The 16,122-nt window shown below is 62.4% G+C and carries 10 protein-coding genes; 6 read left to right on the top strand and 4 right to left on the bottom strand.

Features of this window, described 5'->3' with window-relative positions; all coding sequences use genetic code 11:
- Positions 1-164: 164 nt before the first annotated feature.
- The 3 genes from HXW87_RS07030 to cbiE are packed head-to-tail and all read right to left on the bottom strand — an operon-like array spanning position 165 to position 3,191.
- Complete coding sequence (locus HXW87_RS07030; RefSeq protein WP_239778646.1) at positions 165-893, bottom strand: cobalt-precorrin-6A reductase; 729 nt, start codon at positions 891-893, stop codon at positions 165-167.
- Positions 890-1,987, bottom strand: coding sequence for a cobalt-precorrin-5B (C(1))-methyltransferase (locus tag HXW87_RS07035; protein ID WP_239778647.1), 1,098 nt, complete (start codon positions 1,985-1,987; stop codon positions 890-892). Before HXW87_RS07035 ends, HXW87_RS07030 begins: the two co-directional genes overlap by 4 nt.
- A complete protein-coding gene (gene cbiE, locus HXW87_RS07040; protein ID WP_239778648.1) occupies positions 1,980-3,191 on the bottom strand; it encodes a precorrin-6y C5,15-methyltransferase (decarboxylating) subunit CbiE in 1,212 nt (403 codons plus the stop codon). The genes HXW87_RS07035 and cbiE overlap by 8 nt, the downstream gene beginning before the upstream one ends.
- Positions 3,192-3,420: 229 nt before the next feature.
- On the opposite strand from cbiE, the gene HXW87_RS07045 reads away from it, so the two are divergent.
- The 5 genes from HXW87_RS07045 (at position 3,421) to cobJ (ending at position 8,573) form a co-directional block, all read left to right on the top strand.
- Entirely contained in the window at positions 3,421-4,077 is a 657-nt protein-coding gene (locus HXW87_RS07045; RefSeq protein ID WP_095667652.1) for a hypothetical protein, read from the top strand.
- A 132-nt stretch (positions 4,078-4,209) separates the two neighbouring features.
- A complete protein-coding gene (cobG, locus tag HXW87_RS07050; protein ID WP_239778649.1) occupies positions 4,210-5,523 on the top strand; it encodes a precorrin-3B synthase in 1,314 nt (437 codons plus the stop codon).
- A complete protein-coding gene (locus HXW87_RS07055; protein ID WP_182403654.1) occupies positions 5,516-6,142 on the top strand; it encodes a precorrin-8X methylmutase in 627 nt (208 codons plus the stop codon). The genes cobG and HXW87_RS07055 overlap by 8 nt, the downstream gene beginning before the upstream one ends.
- Positions 6,142-6,873: a precorrin-2 C(20)-methyltransferase gene (locus HXW87_RS07060; RefSeq protein WP_041068211.1), complete on the top strand. Its 732-nt coding sequence runs from the start codon at positions 6,142-6,144 to the stop codon at positions 6,871-6,873. Before HXW87_RS07055 ends, HXW87_RS07060 begins: the two co-directional genes overlap by 1 nt.
- On the top strand, positions 6,873-8,573 hold the full coding sequence (gene cobJ / locus HXW87_RS07065) for a precorrin-3B C(17)-methyltransferase (protein WP_239778650.1): 1,701 nt from the start codon (positions 6,873-6,875) through the stop codon (positions 8,571-8,573). The genes HXW87_RS07060 and cobJ overlap by 1 nt, the downstream gene beginning before the upstream one ends.
- A 149-nt stretch (positions 8,574-8,722) precedes the next feature.
- On the opposite strand, the gene HXW87_RS07070 is transcribed toward cobJ, so the two are convergent.
- The gene (locus HXW87_RS07070) at positions 8,723-8,932 is read right to left on the bottom strand and encodes a hypothetical protein (protein WP_147438954.1); all 210 of its coding nucleotides are present in this window, start codon (positions 8,930-8,932) and stop codon (positions 8,723-8,725) included.
- A 52-nt stretch (positions 8,933-8,984) separates the two neighbouring features.
- Between HXW87_RS07070 and HXW87_RS07075 the strand changes: the two genes are divergently transcribed.
- On the top strand, positions 8,985-16,052 hold the full coding sequence (locus HXW87_RS07075; protein ID WP_239778651.1) for a TcdA/TcdB pore-forming domain-containing protein: 7,068 nt from the start codon (positions 8,985-8,987) through the stop codon (positions 16,050-16,052).
- Positions 16,053-16,122: the final 70 nt, after the last annotated feature.

Consider the following 16,122-nt stretch of genomic DNA (forward strand, 5'->3'; position numbering starts at 1 on the left):
CATCCGGTTTAGCTGTAGGGCGCTGGAGAGAGGATTACAGTACCGGCGCCTTCGCGAGCAAGCCCGCTCCCACAGGATCCGTGGCATACACAAACTATGCAGTCGGCGCGGACCACTGTGGGAGCGGGCTTGCCCGCGAAGGCGTATTCGAAATCTGCACCTGGCTAAAGCCGGGTGAAGGCGGCAAGGGCAGCGAAGACTTCAGACGTCGTCAGAAACTCCCGATCAACCCCCGGCAACACCGGCCGCTTCAACACAATCACCGGCACCCCCAACTCCCGCGCCACTTCCAGCTTGGGCTCGGTCGCAGTGCTGCCGCTGTTCTTGCTGATCAGGACATCGATCTGCCGGCGCTCGAACAGTGCGCGTTCGTCCTCAAGCAGAAATGGCCCACGGGCGCCGATCACTTCGCAGCGTTCGTTGCCGGGGTAGACGTCGAGCGCGCGCAGGGTCCAGAACTGGTGGGCAGGGATTTCATCGAGGTGTTGCAGCGGTTCGCGGCCGAGGGTGAACAGCGGGCGGCGGAATGGTTTGAGGGCTTTGGTCAGTTCGGTCCAGTCGCTGACTTCGCGCCAGTCATCGCCCGGTTGCGGCTGCCATGCGGGGCGGCGCAAGGCCCAGCAAGGGATGCCGCTCAGTTGCGCGGCGCGGGCGGCGTTGTGGCTGATTTGCGCGGCGTAGGGGTGGGTCGCGTCGAGCAGCAGGTCGATGCCTTCGTCGCGCATGAACTGCGTCAGACCTTCGGCCCCGCCGTAGCCGCCGACGCGTACCTGGCAGGTCAGGTCGGTCGGCACCCGGCCCACGCCGGCCAGGCTGTAGATGTGTTCTGGCCCCAACGTACGGGCGATGGCCAGGGCTTCGGTGACGCCGCCCAGCAACAGAATGCGCTTCATGCAAAACCTCCGGCGTGGCCGACAATGCCGCCTTGGCGATCAATCGCAAACACCTCGACCTGAACCTGCGCCGGCACCACGCTGCGGGCGAAATTCAGCGCGTGGCGGCAGACCTCATCGCCGAGGGCAATGCCTGCCGCACTGGCCATCGCCAAGGCCTGCTGACTGGTATTCGCTTCACGAATACTTTGCTGCAACGCCTGATCGGCGCCAATCGCCGCCGCCCATTCGGCCAGTTGCGGCAGGTCGATGCTGGAATGGCGCGAGTGCAGATCCATGTGCCCGGCCGCCAGTTTGCTGATCTTGCCGAAGCCACCGCACAGGCTCAGTTTATCCACAGGCACTTTGCGCAGATGCTTGAGCACCGCGCCGACAAAGTCGCCCATTTCGATCAAGGCGATTTCGGGCAGGTCGTAGACCCGGCGCATGGTGTCTTCGCTGGCGTTGCCGGTGCACGCGGCGATGTGCAGGTAACCATTGGTTTTCGCCACATCGATGCCTTGGTGGATCGAGGCGATGTACGCCGCACAGGAAAACGGCCGGACGATACCGCTGGTGCCGAGAATCGACAGCCCGCCGAGAATGCCCAGCCGTGGATTCATGGTTTTCAGCGCCAGCGCTTCGCCGCCCTCGACATTGACCGTGACCTCGAAGCCGCCGCCATAACCGCTTTCGGCGGCGAGCAGGCTCAAGTGATCGCTGATCATCTTGCGCGGCACCGGGTTGATTGCCGGCTCACCGACGCCGAGCACCAGCCCCGGCCGGGTCACGGTGCCGACACCTGTGCCCGCGACGAAGCGAATTCCCGGGTCGGCCAGCAGCCGCACGTGCGAATAGAGCAGCGCACCGTGGGTCACGTCGGGGTCGTCGCCGGCGTCCTTGATCGTTCCGGCCTCGGCGCCGTCGGCGGTCAAGCGGCAAAACTCCAGACGCATCTGCACCTGCTTGCCCTTGGGCAGGACGATCTGCACCGCGTCCGCCGAGGTGCCGTCGAGCAGCAGGCGTGCGGCGGCAAGGCTGGTGGCGGTGGCGCAGCTGCCGGTGGTCAGGCCGCTACGCAGCGGCGCGGGTTGTTCGGCGGTTTCGTCACGCATCGAGGGGTTTGACCAGATCGAGCAAGGTGATTGGCAGCGCCTGCCGCCACGTGTCGAACTCACCCAGCGGTTGCGCCTGGGCAACGTGGATTCGGGTCAGTTCGCCGCCGTGGCGTTCGCGCCAGTTCATCAGGGTGACTTCGCTTTGCAGGGTCACGGCGTTGGCCACCAGTCGACCACCGGGTTTGAGTTGATCCCAGCAGGTTGCAAACACCCCCTCACGGGTCACGCCGCCGCCGATGAAGATCGCGTCGGGGCGCTCCAGCCCGGCGAGCGCCTGCGGTGCGCGGCCCCGCACCAATTGCAGACCGGGTACGCCCAACGCGTCGCGGTTGTGTTCGATCAAGGCCTGTCGGCCTTCGTCCGTCTCGATGGCAATGGCACGGCAGCTGGGGTGCGTGCGCATCCATTCGATGCCGATCGAGCCGCAACCGCCGCCGACATCCCACAGCAGTTCGCCGGGGATCGGCGCAAGGCGGGCGAGGGTGATGGCGCGGACATCGCGCTTGGTCAGTTGCCCATCGTGCTGGAATGCCGAGTCGGGCAGTCCGGCCAGACGCGACAGGCGCGGTGCGTGCGCATCGGCCAGGCATTCGATGGCGATCACATTCAGATCGGCAATCGCCGGGTCGTTCCAGTCATTGGCAGTGCCGTCGATACGCCGCTCGGCGTCGCCGCCGAGGTGTTCCAGAACACTCAGGCGACTGCCGCCAAATCCGCGCTCACGCAGCAACGCCGCGACCGCCGCCGGACTTTGCCGGTCATTGCTCAGCAGCAACAGGCGTACGCCGCTGAACAGTTGCGCATTGAGTGCCGCCAAAGGTCGCGCGACCAGTGACAGGGTGACCACATCCTGCAACGGCCAGCCGAGTCGGGCGGCGGCCAGCGAACAGGAGGATGGCGCCGGCAGGATCAGCATCTCGGCACTCGGCACCTGCCGCGCGAGGCTGGCGCCGACGCCGTAGAACATCGGATCACCACTGGCCAACACGCACACCGCTTCGCCGCGCTGCTCCAGCACCGGCGCGAGGGAAAACGGGCTTGGCCACAACGCGCGTTCACCGCGTATGCATACCGGCAGCAAGTCCAGTTGCCGCTGGCCGCCGATGATCCGCGAGGCGCCCATCAGGGCGCGCCGGGCATTTTTGCCCAGGCCCTTGAAGCCGTCTTCACCGATTCCCACAACCGTCAGCCAGGGTGTCATGCCGTTCCTTAAATCCAGGGTAGATCTTCAAGGGCGGCATGATAACGCGGCGGCCGGCATCTGACGCGGGTCTGTCGTCGCGGCGTGCCCAAAGCCGCGCGGAAACGTGTTGTTGAGCAATATTGGTTTTTTCAACTGCTGTTTTTGTTAGTTTACTTCAAGTCAGTTTTTTATAAGTCTGACGCAATAGACCGATAAATTAATCAATGCCAGGTTGGCAGGAGATGATATGGATATCAGTTCCAATACACGTTTAAGTCAGAATAACGCAGTGGCCGTTAACAATATGTTATTCACCGGCCTGGAAGGTCAGGCCGAGGCCGATAACAACTTTGTGAAGCACTGCATTTATCTCGCGCAGATCAAGGCGGACGGCGTTTATAACAGCAGTACTCAGCCTGCGCAGTGGTTCGATCATTTTGCCGGCATCCTCTGGTCGTTTGGCTGGAGTCTTGAGGAACAGCCAGTGGTGCTTGTGCAGACGGCGTTTTCCGGGAGTGTGCAGGAGGCATGGCGGCGATTGACTGCGCCGTTGCTCGCGCGTTCTCAACTGACCCAGGTTGAAGCGGGACTTGCAGCGCTGGAAAAAGATGCCGCATTGTTGAAGCAGTTTTCCGCGCTGAGTGGCAAAACCTTCAACTCGCATATTTTGCCGGTCAGTCAGAACACCCGTGACGAGCTGGTGGTGGTACTCAGCCATATCCGCTTTATCAAGTTGGTACTCAATACTAACTATCTGTTCTGGCAGGTTCATCAACCGATGTCACAACTGGACATTCGCGCCAGAAAGCTGCTGATCAAGCGCCGGGCCATGGATGCCAACCGGGCAAGCGTGGAGCAAGCCATTGGCGCGCATGCGTCGAGGTTTGAGGAATACCAACTCTGAAGCAACGCCAGGCGGCGGGAATTGTTGCCTGGGTGCAGTTTCCGACCGGCAGGCATTTTCATGCGCTCGGGCAAAGCAGGCATAATGGCGACCTTTCGCCCACTACAGCGCCGTTAGCCAGCCGGTCATCCCTTGAACGAACGCCCTCTGTCCACCGCTCTGCGCCCCTCAGCTTGTCCGGGGTTGCTGCGTATCGTCCAGGCACTGGACGGCGGCATCTGCCGGATCAAGCTCAATGGCGGCTCGATCACTGCCGATCAGGCCGACGCGGTGGCCAATGCCGCCGAGCGTTTCGCCCGCGGGGAAATCGAGGCGACCAACCGCGCCAATCTGCAGATTCGCGGCATCGGTGAGCAGTCAGCGGTATTGACCGACAGCTTGCTGGCCGCCGGCCTGGGGCCGCAAACCGCAGCGGGTGACGATGTGCGTAACCTGATGCTCAGCCCGAGTGCCGGTATCGATCGGCGATTGCTATTCGATACCCGGCCTCTGGCCGAACAGATTCTGCTGACATTGCAGACGCATCCGCGCTTTCCCGAGTTGAGCGCCAAGTTTGCCGTGCAACTGGACGGCGGTGAGGCGCTGGCGATGCTCGAACATCCGCATGATCTGTGGTTGTCGGCGTTTGAGTGCGACGGTGAAGTCTTGTTGGCGTTCGGTCTGGCCGGCTGTCCGACCGATCGGGCGGCCGGTGCCGTGACCCTGGAAAACGGCCATGCGTTGGTGGTCGCGGTGCTGGAGTTGTTCCTCGAGCGGGCTCGGCCGGAGCAGACGCGTATGCGCCATTTGCTTGATGAATGGCCGATGCCGGCCTTCCTCGAACAGTTGCGCGAGCGCGTGGCGATCAAAGCCGTCGTTGCCCGACAGCGCACGCCGCTGGCGGAGGCTCTGCACATCGGTGTTCACCCGCAAAACGCTGCCGACCGGGTGTATGTCGGCGCGGTGCCGGCGCTCGGCCGTCTCGACCCGGTCATGCTGCGTGGCGCCGCCCGGCTGGCCCGCGAGTACGGTGATGGCAGCCTGCGTTTCACCCCGTGGCAAAGTCTGTTGCTGCCGAACGTGAAGCCCTCCGACGCGGCGCACGTCTTGCAAACACTGACGCAATTGCACTGGCTGACCGATGCCCGTGAGCCGCTGTCCAGGCTGATTGCCTGCACCGGCTCCAGCGGATGCGGCAAAGGCCTGGCCGATACCAAACACGACGCCCGATGGCTGGCGACGCTGTTGCCACAGGCGCAGAACGTGCACCTGTCCGGCTGCCCGCGCTCTTGCGCGGCGGCCCATTGCGCACCCGCCACCTTGCTGGCGATCAGCCCCGGTCATTACGACCTCTATTTTCGCGATGCAGCGCTGCCGGGTTTCGGCACGCTGCACGCACGCAACCTTACTATTGAAGCGGCCGCGATCCTGCTCGACGCCCGCTCACGGAGCCCCCTTGATGCTTGATTACATCCGCGACGGTCAGGAGATCTATCGCAACTCCTTCGCGATCATTCGCAGCGAGGCCAATCTGGCACGCATCCCGGCCGATCTGGAAAAACTCGCGGTGCGGGTGATCCACGCCTGCGGCATGGTCGAGGCAGTCGACGGTCTGCAATTCTCCGAGGGCGCCGGCAAGGCCGGGCGCGATGCGCTGGCAGCCGGTGCGCCGATCCTGTGCGATGCGCGGATGGTTTCCGAAGGCGTGACCCGTGCGCGTTTGCCGGCGAACAACAAGGTGATCTGCACCTTGCGCGACGACAGCGTGCCGGAGCTGGCCCGTGAGCTGGGCAACACCCGCTCGGCGGCGGCGCTGGAGCTGTGGCGTCCGCACCTGGAGGGCAGCGTGGTGGTGATCGGCAACGCGCCGACCGCACTGTTCTATCTGCTGGAAATGCTGGATGCCGGCGCACCGAAACCGGCGCTGATTCTTGGCTTCCCGGTGGGCTTCGTCGGCGCCGCCGAATCGAAAGCGGCGTTGGCGGCTGACAGTCGCGGCGTACCGTTCGTGATCATGCAAGGCCGGCTCGGCGGCAGCGCCATGGCCGCCGCCGCCGTGAACGCCCTCGCCACGGAGGTCGAATGATGCAGGCAACAGGACGACTGATCGGCCTCGGCGTGGGCCCCGGTGATCCGGAGCTGATTACCGTCAAAGCCCTGCGTCTGCTGCGCGAATCGCCAGTGGTGGCGTACTTCGTCGCCAAGGGTAAAAAAGGCAATGCGTTCGGCATCATCGAAGCGCACCTGCAGGACGCGCAGAACCTGCTGCCGCTGGTGTACCCGGTGACCACCGAAGTGCTGCCGGCGCCGCTGTCCTACGAGCAGGTGATCAGTGATTTCTACGACGCTGCCGCCGAAGAAGTCGCGGCGCATCTGGACGCCGGCCGCGACGTTGCAGTGATCTGCGAAGGCGATCCGTTCTTCTACGGCTCCTACATGTATCTGCATGACCGGTTGTCCACCCGCTACGAAGCCGAAGTGGTGCCGGGCGTGTGCTCGATGCTTGGCGGCGCCTCGGTGCTCGGCGCGCCGCTGGTGTATCGCAACCAGAGCCTGTCGGTGCTCTCCGGTGTACTGCCGCACGAGGATCTGAAGCGGCGTCTGGCCGACGCCGATGCGGCGGTGATCATGAAGCTGGGGCGCAACTTTCCCAAAGTCCGAGCGGTACTCGAAGAGCTCGGGCTGGCCGAGCGCGCGCTGTACGTCGAACGCGCGACCATGGCCAATCAGAAGATCGTGCCGCTGGATCAGGTCGAGCCGATGTCCTCGCCGTACTTCTCGCTGATCATCGTCCCGGGCGAACGGTGGCAAGGTTGATGACGCCATCCACACCGGCCATTGTCATCCTCGGACAGAGCGCGCTGGCCACCGCGCGACGTATCCAGCAGGTGTATCCGACGGCGCAGATCCACGGCCTCGCCGGACGCGTCGAAGGCGCCGACCACAGCTATCAGGAATTTGGCGCGACCCTGCGTGAGTTGTACCAGCAAGACACGCCGATCATTGCCCTGTGCGCGGCCGGTATTGTCATTCGCACCCTGGCACCGTTACTGATCGAGAAGGGCGCGGAACCGGCGGTACTCGCCGTTGCCGAAGACGGCAGCGCCGTGGTGCCGCTGCTCGGTGGCCTCGGCGGGGTGAATGTCATGGCCCGGGAAATCGCTGGCGCATTGCAGGTCGCAGCGGCGATCACCACCAGTGGCGAATTGCGCTTTGGCACTTGCCTGCTCAATCCACCCAGCGGCTATGCGCTGGCGGATCTGGAACTGGGCAAGCGTTTCGTTTCCGATTTGCTGGCCGGGCACAGCGTGCGCATCGAAGGTGCGGCGCCGTGGCTGGATCAGGCGCAGTTGCCGCAAGACCCGCAGGCGCAGCGCTCGATTCATGTCGGCAGTGCCGAACGTATCGCGAGCGCCTACGAGCTACTGATTTATCCGCGCAGCGTCGCGGTGGCGGTGAGTGCGCAGCTGGACGATCTGCCGAACGCTGTGCGCGCCGCGTTGCAGCAGGCCGGGGTTGCGCAGCAGGCGCTGGCTTGTCTGCTGGCGGCTGACACGGAAATGGCGGCGGCCAAACTGCGTGAAGCCGCGCTCGAACTGGGTGTGCCACTGCGCTTTGTCGCGGCGCACAACGACCTCGACGCGTTGGCGCGTCAGGCACTGCCGCAGGCCACGATCAGCCGTGCCAACGGCTTGGCGATTGCGCGCGCCGAACAGCCGCTGGACGTCGCGCAGATCGGTCGTCAGCGTGGACGCCTGGCGGTGATCGGCCTCGGCCCCGGCGCTGCCGAACTGATGGTGCCAGCGGTCAAGGCGGAATTGGCGCGGGCCACCGATGTGCTCGGTTACGAAACCTATGTGCGTATGGCCGGCCCGTTTCGCGCTGATCAGGTGCAGCACTGCACCGACAATCGCGAAGAAATGCAGCGCGCCCGCCACGCCTTCCGGCTGGCGGCCGAGGGCCGTTCGGTGATCGTCGTTTCGTCCGGCGACCCCGGCGTGTTCGCCATGGCCGCAGCGGTGCTCGAAGCATTGCACGAGTCGACCGATCCGGCCTGGCACCGCGTCGAGCTGGAAATCCTGCCGGGAGTGTCCGCTTCGCTCGCCACGGCTGCGCAAGCGGGTGCGCCGCTGGGTCATGATTTCTGCGTGATGTCGCTGTCGGACAACCTCAAGCCGTGGTCGATCATCGAGAAGCGTCTGGATCTGGCGGCCGCCGCCGACCTGGCCCTGGCCTTCTACAACCCGATCTCCCGGGCGCGTCCGTGGCAACTGGGCCGTGCGCTGGAAATCGTCGCGCAGCATCGCACGGAGGCGACGCCGGTGGTGTTGGGGCGCGACATCGGTCGGCCGGGGCAGTCTCTGCGGGTCACCACACTGGGGCAACTGACTCCGGATCAGGTGGACATGCGCACGATGGTGCTGATTGGTTCTTCGACCACATGCACCTTCCCCAAGGCCGAAGGTGGCGTGTGGGTCTACACGCCGCGCTGGTACGGCGAAAAGCCGCAGGCATGAGCGCAGGCGAGGGGGCTTGCTCCCTCGCCATGCCGGCCAGGACGGGGAGATTGTTTCCGGATTTGCCGATGTCATATCTTTCAGCGGTGCGTGTGAGATTTGCTCCACTACCGCGTGGGATCTTTCTTATGACTTACATTTTGTCGGACTTATCCTGAATCTTGATTGGCCGCAGTAAAAAGTCGATGCGCAGTTGTGCCGCCGACTTTCGCAGTCATATTGATTTTTTGATCAGGGTTGTCGCAATAACCTGTTGCGGTTACATGCGTTATCAGTTGTTTTTTAATTGCCTGTTTTGACATGTATTGAAAGTTCTGAAGTTTGAGTGCGAAGTCCCCATTCGTTAACTTCGCTGCCATTCAAGTGCCTGTGTGCGCTCATGATGTCGGTCAGAATAACGGAGGAACTTTCATGCACGATCAAAGATTTAAAGATGCCAGTGGTTATGTCAGTTTTATCAATCTGTTCAAACAGGCTGATCTCGAACAGGCCCTGTTGGTACACCGGGACAGTGACGTTTATCCGTCAGTGTGGCGCTATTACTTTGCATGTATCGGTTTGCTCAATTCCCCGCGAATAATTGAACCCCTGACATTACTCAAGCATTCTCTGGAACAGTTGATCGGCGTGCCGCGTGTGCGCCGTGACACGCCGGGCCAGTCTGAACCGCCGAAAAGCGCTTTATCGGGCATTTACAACGCTATTCAGGCGTTCGAGACCCGTCTGCGAAACAGCGAGATTTACGCGAACACTGCCGCCACTCCGGTTGTAAAAAATCTGCATTTCGTCTGGCTGGGCGGTGGCCTTGGCGAGATTCAGCGTGACTATCTCAACCTCTGGAAGCAGGTATTGAGCGGGCAGGGGTACAGCCTCAATCTCTGGTATGACAGTGACGCGCTACTGGCCTGGCAAACCAATAAGTTGATCGTCGAGGCCGCCAAGGCTGACGCCATGCAACACGGCGGTAGCGAGCGTATTACCGACACCAGGCTTGGGACGTTGTACGAAGAGCGGGTCATCGTCCTCAAGCAGCAGATGTTCATGCACATCAATGAGGCGCTGGAACGAGGGCAATCGGCGGATGAAGCGCGGATCGACTTGTTGTCCCGCGCCTACGGCCAGGACGCGGAACAACTGCAAGCCTTGATCGAGCAGAACCGGCGCAGTCTGCTCGATCTGGCAGGCGATGATTTGCAGTTGCGTGACTTGCGTGACCTCGACGCACCGCTGCGACTGCAAGCCATCTACGATCGCGAGACCCGCTTGCGCGGTAATCTGGCCGCCGCCTCTGACGTGGTGCGGGTCGAGGTCTTGTACGAGGAGGCTGGCCGCTACGTGGATGTCGATAACTTGCCGCCCCTGGTCAAAACCCTGGGCGGGGTCGACATCAGTGCGTTCGGCGGCGACGCGCGCCTTGGCGTTCTGCAACTGCTGCTCGATCACAATCCGCACTGGATGCCGGGACGCCAGGCATTGCGCGACCGATACACCGATTATCGGGGCCGGATTCCCGACGAACACCGCGCCGCGCTGGAGGCTTTCGCCCGGCAGCAACCGGCACTGCACGAGGTGTTCCAGGCGCCGGCCGAACTGCTGGTGCGCCCGCAGGACTTGCGCGCGGTTGCCGTGAATGAAACGTTGAGCAACTCGTTCCTGATGGCTCATGCGCAATCGCCAATGCTTAACAGCGTGATCGAGCGGTTCCGGTTCAACTATGAGGCCATCGACCAGACAAACCGCCTCGCCGCCGAACGAGGCGTCGCATTGACCGATTTCGAGGGCATGACAGAGCTGGCGCGAGAAGTTCTCGAACAGGCATTTGGCCCTCTGGCCGAGCTGTCGATGACCGAGGACATGGCGGCCAGCTTTTTGATGTTGGCCATCGCGGGCTACTTCAGTGACGGCATTCGCCCGCAGAGCGAGGGGACGATTTATCTGACCGGACCTGGCGCGATGCGCGATGGCATGGCCGACTACGAACGGCGCAACTTCGTTCCGCGCGAGGTGGAAACCTTGCGTGTGGAGGCGGCGATCGAGCCGCTGTGGATGGTCAACGACAAGACCGAGGAAGAGCAGGACCACTCCTGGAAAAACAACGCCGTTGATGTCGAGCGGTGGGTGCTCGACGAGCAGCGGCGCTGGCAGGAAGGACAGTTCAGCGCGCGTTACAGCGGTGATGTAAAAGCATTGCTGACCCAGCAGAGCATAGCGTTCGAGGAGGGCTGGCCGGTTATCGAGGGCCGGCCAGTGCTGTTGACGGATGTGCTGCAACGGATGATCGACAGACTCGGTGAACCGTTCGTGGCCGCGATGCGCGAAGGACATAACGGCCCATTATGGTTTCCCGACGGGCCGGGGCTCGGCTTCGATGATCGCCAGGCCATCAAGGCCCAGCCCGTCACTTTGCAGGCTCCGGCGTCGCTCAGCGATGCGCGGATTCAGGGGCTGGCGCTGGATGAGTTGCTAAGCGGCATTGCCGAGGGTTCGCTGTCGTTCTTCCAGATCAGTCCGTTGCAACGGGTGGTGTTGGGACAGATGCTCGGCGCACGCTCACTGGATAACTCAAGTCTCACGCAACTTGCCACCGAGCTCGACAATCTGGCCAACAGCGTTGCCGAGGTAGGGGCGTCGGTACGTTATGCGGCCATTGAACGCCATCTGTATCAGCAGCGGGCCCCGCAGTTCATGGCCGGTCTTGCCAGTCATGTCGAGCAGCCGATGGTGGCGTCGGACAGCGCGTTGACGCTGAAGCGAGCCGCGCTGTCGCAGGCGTACACGCTGTTTCAATGGGGGCGTCATGTTGCCCATATTCAGACCGTCGCCACCCGCGAGCATCGCGAGCAGGTGATCCTGCGGCTGGGTCAGGTGCTGGGACAAATCGAAGCCAGTGACGTCAAACTGGTGCCGCAGGATCTGTTGCTCGAAGGGCCGGGCGATCCCGGTGGCCGCTGTTACCCGCTGGCGCTGATCATGAGTGCTGCTCTGGAGCAGGGCGTGGCGGCGTCGCGACGATTGCGCGAGCGGTTCTTCCTGGCCACGGCCGAGCCGCAGCAGCACGATTCAATGGTGTTTCTGGAGGCGCTCGAAGAGTTGCACGACGTGCAATTGCACGACATCGGCAAGCCGTTGGGGCGAGTCGATCTGCAACAGCTCGGCACCACGCTGGAGGCGTTCGCCAGCACGCGCACGCTGATGCTCAACTCGGACAATCACGCCATGCTGGTGGCGAAAACCTTCAAGGGTGGGCACGCCACCTATCACTTTTATGATCCCAATTTCGGCGTGTTCGAGTTCAGTCAGCCGGATCAGTTGCAACTGGCACTGACTGACCTTTTTCACAAGCAGGGGATGGCGAAATACTATGCGGCCTATGGCGACGACGCGCGTCCGGCGTTTGATCTGATCGAGCTGCAGGGGCAAAAGATATCGGCCTTGAATCTGTCCGGCGGATTTAGCGTCGGACAATTGCTGGAGTCCGACAATGTGCTGCCGGAGCAGGCACAGCGGCCAATCCGCCGGCGCTTGAACAGTGCCCGCGGCCATTCGCTGGTGAGCAATCCGCACTTGGGGCGCAGCCTGCGCGAACTGGACAGTCACTGGTGGGGACAGCAGATTGCCCAGGCGACCGACGCTTTACAGGACTTGCATGCTTCAGCAAAGCCGTTGGTGCCGTTGTTCGAAACCCTGGAGATAACGCCCGCCGGCGAGTACCGGATCAACCTGATCGATCCCGCGCAATCCGAGCATGTGGTGCAGGTGGTCAGCAGCGATCATCGCCTGCTGCGCATCAGAAATTATCTGTCCGAGCAGTTTTCGGTACTGGGCACCCGAGCCACGCCGCAGATGGTTGAGGCTGGTGCCGTTCACACCCTCAATACCGGCTTCACGATCCAGGCGCTGATGAATGTCTTGCGTGGACGAGAGGGCGATGACCGCACCTTGACCACCGCCGTCAGGTTGCATGCCTACGTCAATTACGCGCAATTGGTGCACGGCAATGTCACCGACGTCGCCGGTCTGCTCAGTCTGATCAAGACCGCACTCAATGAAGAGAAAATCATCGCCCGTACCTGTGCGCCAGTGGTGGGCGAGGCGCTGGGACATGTCGCCAATGAAGGCGTCGGCGCGGTGCTGGGCCTGGCCAATGTCGGTTTCGACATCTATCAATTGGCGACGGCAGACAACGAGATCGAGCGCGCGCAGTTCGGCACCCAGTTGGCCTTCGATGCCACCAGTCTGGCGTTGACTGCCGGTGGTCTGGGAGCCGCCACGGCGGGCGCGGCGACTGCGGCAGCCGTGCTCGGCGGCGCCGGGGTGGTTCTGGGCGGATTGGCTGTGGGTGTGGCGGCACTGGCTCAGGGGTTCGCCAGGATCGCCGGGCAGGCGCAGGAGGTCGGGTTGTTTTTCGACGCTCTGGAGCGGGCCTGTCGCGGTGTCGGTTATCGTTATGGCGACGGGCTTGGGGCGTGGATCGCTCATCCCTCGCTGGTCGTTCGGAGCCTGGACTTCAATCGCGCGATGTTGGTGCTCGACAGTCCAAAGGTGTATCGGTTGCGCGACCATTTCGGGGTGCCGGGTATCAATCCGGATGATCAGCAAGCACTCGATCTGCGGCGTGAGCTGGGGCTGCCAGGCTACATCCGCTTCGATCCGCCGAGCACGCAACTGGTCGTCCTGCCCTGCACGCCGACCACCTACTACGGGTACGAATACAAGGCGCTGCCGTTCTCCACGCTGCGTCACGACACCGGTTTCGATACGGCCCGCAAGCTGGAGAAAAAGGATGCGGCAGGCCAGTGGCAGTTCCTGTTTTCGTTCTACTCTTTTCCCACGCACTACATCATCAATCGTCTGATACCGTCGTATCGCTCAACCGTTATCGAGGTGCGGCTGGATGCCCGTGAGCGTGCGCTGGCAGTACCCATGACGCCGCCGGTCTGGCAAGACAAATTGTCATACCGCATCGAAGGAGCGGGTGGTGTCTGTTCGCTGATTCTCAATCGTGGGGCCAATCTCCAGTTGCAGTCTCCCAGCCTGCAGCTGTGTCACTGGAAGTTGTCCGCCACCTGGGCCACCGAGAGCGATGTGCATATCGAAGCCGGCGGGGTGCTTTCGGTGGGGGGCGTGAAGGTGACCTTCACCGGCAGAGGACGGCATGACGTCACGCTGCAACTGACCGGTCGACAAACGTTCAAGGTCAACCGCGGTGACGCACGACTCGACGTTCTCGAGCAGGACGCGCCCGCCGGGAAGCATGAGCAATCGCTGCTCACGCACTACCAGACGCTGGCCCGGGAGCATCGACTGGTGATGCCTTACACGCCGGTTCATCACTTTCCGATTCCTTTCGAGCCCGAGGAACAACCGCGCTACACCACGGCCTGGTACGACGCTGCCAGGGATCGTTTTCTGTACATTCGCAATGAAGAGGTACTCGCGGCCGATGAAATGCTGCTGGGCGCCGTGGTCGACGATTCTGCGTTTTTCTACGAGACGCACAACTACGATATCTGGCAGGTCGATGCCGTCAGCGGTTTACTCGAATGCCGCTACCGACTGCTGGTGATGAAGGGGCAGTGCAGCGTGCGGCGTATCGATGTCGATGCCCAAGGGGTGATTCACATCGAGCAACAATGTCAGGGCGCCGATCAGCAAGTCACGCAGTTCAATTACCTGATCCGTGAGGGCCAGCTGCAGCTGGTTGCGGTGACTCGAGAGATGGACCGTGACTTGGGCCAGCGAGTGTTCGCCAATCCGACCCTGACACATTGGTCGGTGGTGCTGGGTCATTATTTTCCGTTGTCACCGGTGCCCGAACGCGCAGGCGTCACCACCGTCGACTGGCAACCGGCCGCTTACGTGTCGGTGTGCTGGAAGTTCAATCCGGACAAGCGCGATCTGGTCTGGATTCGCAGCCGTGACCTGTTGTGCATTCATCCGTTTGCCTCTGGACGAAACCGCGGCTGGGCCGATTCGATCAAGCATCTAGATGAGCTGTTGCTGCTGCCGGTCAACGATGAGCACACGCTGTTTTTCATCTACGACCGGCTGGCGCAAAAACTGTGCAGGGTGCAACGCCGTGTATCCGCAGGCAGCGAGCGCTGGCCGGCGCAATGGACGCATCAATGGCTTCAGCCTGATGGACTGAATGACGTGGTGCCGGTACAGGACGGGTATCTGGCCCTGACCGATGACGGCTTGTTCTTCAATCTGACCGCCGAGGGTGAAGTGCAGCTGGGTGGCTTGAGTGAGCGCTGGCTCAAGGGGCGGGCCCAGTGGTGGCAAGCATTGGAAGCGCTGGCAGCGAAGTACCCGGTCGACAGTTTTGCCATTCTGGGTGTGCGCAACGCCAGCGGTGATCGCAACCTGTGTGCCTGGTACGTGGATAACCGCGTGCTGCTGTGCGACCCGGGGCACGACCGGGAAATGCGCCTGCTCGGAGTGACTCCGGACAATCAGGCGGTCTGGCTGTTCGACGTCGGCAGCGGTCAGGTCTGGCGTCAGCTGTTCTTCGACAGCCGGCAACTCGCAGCAGCATTCGGCGATGGCGCACAGCTACTGGCGAGCGCGCTGCTGCCCGCACCGCAGCCCGAGTGGGATAACTGGCGGTTCAACACCGTGAGCAGTGACGGCTCCGGTCTGCGCGGGACGTCCGTCAACGGCGTGTCACTCAAGCTGCCTTATCAGGAAGCTGAACGAATCATGGGCGTCAATCAGCGCTGGGCAAGCGAGCACGCGCAGCATTTGGCGGATTCTCTGCAGGCATTGCTGGAGACTGCCGAGCATGCTCCCTATATCGCCGTGGAGTCCGGCGCGGGCAAACTGCAGTGGTTCGACGCGGCGAATGCACAACTGATCCGGATCGCGGGCCAGGACCTGCCGCACGATTGCGAATTGCTTGGTACGCGCCATCAGCATGTGCTGTTGCACGAGCGCCCTGCACACCGCGTCTTCGTCTACCCCGGTCACAAGAGCATTGGCCCTTTCGAATATATGCGGCGCGACGCCCAGGTCTTGGTGGTCGAGGGCCAGAAAAAAGTCGAAGACCTCTTGCCACTGATCGCTGATGACGTGAGTTGTCTGGTGTTGCGCGTGGGGCAGGGCGGTGTGACGTATCACCTGTCCAAGGCCTGTTGGTTGCGGCTGGAATCGGTCGTCGTCGATTGTCGTCCGGCACTGGGCGAGGTGCCGATGATTCCCGGGAAGCTGGTCTGGGCGCTGGACGCTCCGCAAAAACTGCAACTGTCGTTTGTCGACGAGCACTTGCTGATCGTCGACCCGGATCGCCAGCACAGCCTCATCCTGAGGGATGTGTGCTCGACGGATCCGGCGATGCGCGGCGACGTCTTCCTCGGCTTCGAGGGCAAGCGCTCCCATGCGGTATCGAGTCTGGTGCAAAGGCTGCGTGAAGTCGTCGAGGTCGATGATGCCGACGGCAGTGCAACGCTTGCGCAGTTGCTGGGAGCCGTGCCGGCCTGACGCAAAGTCCTGGTTGGTTTTTCAAGTTTGTTTTCTCTCTGTGTCGCGACGGCTGATGTCGTCGTGATGC

The organism is Pseudomonas sp. Y5-11 (assembly GCF_022368695.1).
Lineage (GTDB): Bacteria > Pseudomonadota > Gammaproteobacteria > Pseudomonadales > Pseudomonadaceae > Aquipseudomonas > Aquipseudomonas parakoreensis.

Excerpts from the sequence above, each read along its gene's own strand:
- HXW87_RS07030 (WP_239778646.1), bottom strand. The coding sequence starts at position 893 with ATGAAGCGCATTCTGTTGCTGGGCGGCGTCACCGAAGCCCTGGCCATC.
- HXW87_RS07035 (WP_239778647.1), bottom strand. The coding sequence starts at position 1,987 with ATGCGTGACGAAACCGCCGAACAACCCGCGCCGCTGCGTAGCGGCCTG.
- cbiE (WP_239778648.1), bottom strand. The coding sequence starts at position 3,191 with ATGACACCCTGGCTGACGGTTGTGGGAATCGGTGAAGACGGCTTCAAG.
- HXW87_RS07045 (WP_095667652.1), top strand. The coding sequence starts at position 3,421 with ATGGATATCAGTTCCAATACACGTTTAAGTCAGAATAACGCAGTGGCC.
- HXW87_RS07055 (WP_182403654.1), top strand. The coding sequence starts at position 5,516 with ATGCTTGATTACATCCGCGACGGTCAGGAGATCTATCGCAACTCCTTC.
- HXW87_RS07060 (WP_041068211.1), top strand. The coding sequence starts at position 6,142 with ATGCAGGCAACAGGACGACTGATCGGCCTCGGCGTGGGCCCCGGTGAT.
- cobJ (WP_239778650.1), top strand. The coding sequence starts at position 6,873 with ATGACGCCATCCACACCGGCCATTGTCATCCTCGGACAGAGCGCGCTG.
- HXW87_RS07070 (WP_147438954.1), bottom strand. The coding sequence starts at position 8,932 with ATGGCAGCGAAGTTAACGAATGGGGACTTCGCACTCAAACTTCAGAAC.
- HXW87_RS07075 (WP_239778651.1), top strand. The coding sequence starts at position 8,985 with ATGCACGATCAAAGATTTAAAGATGCCAGTGGTTATGTCAGTTTTATC.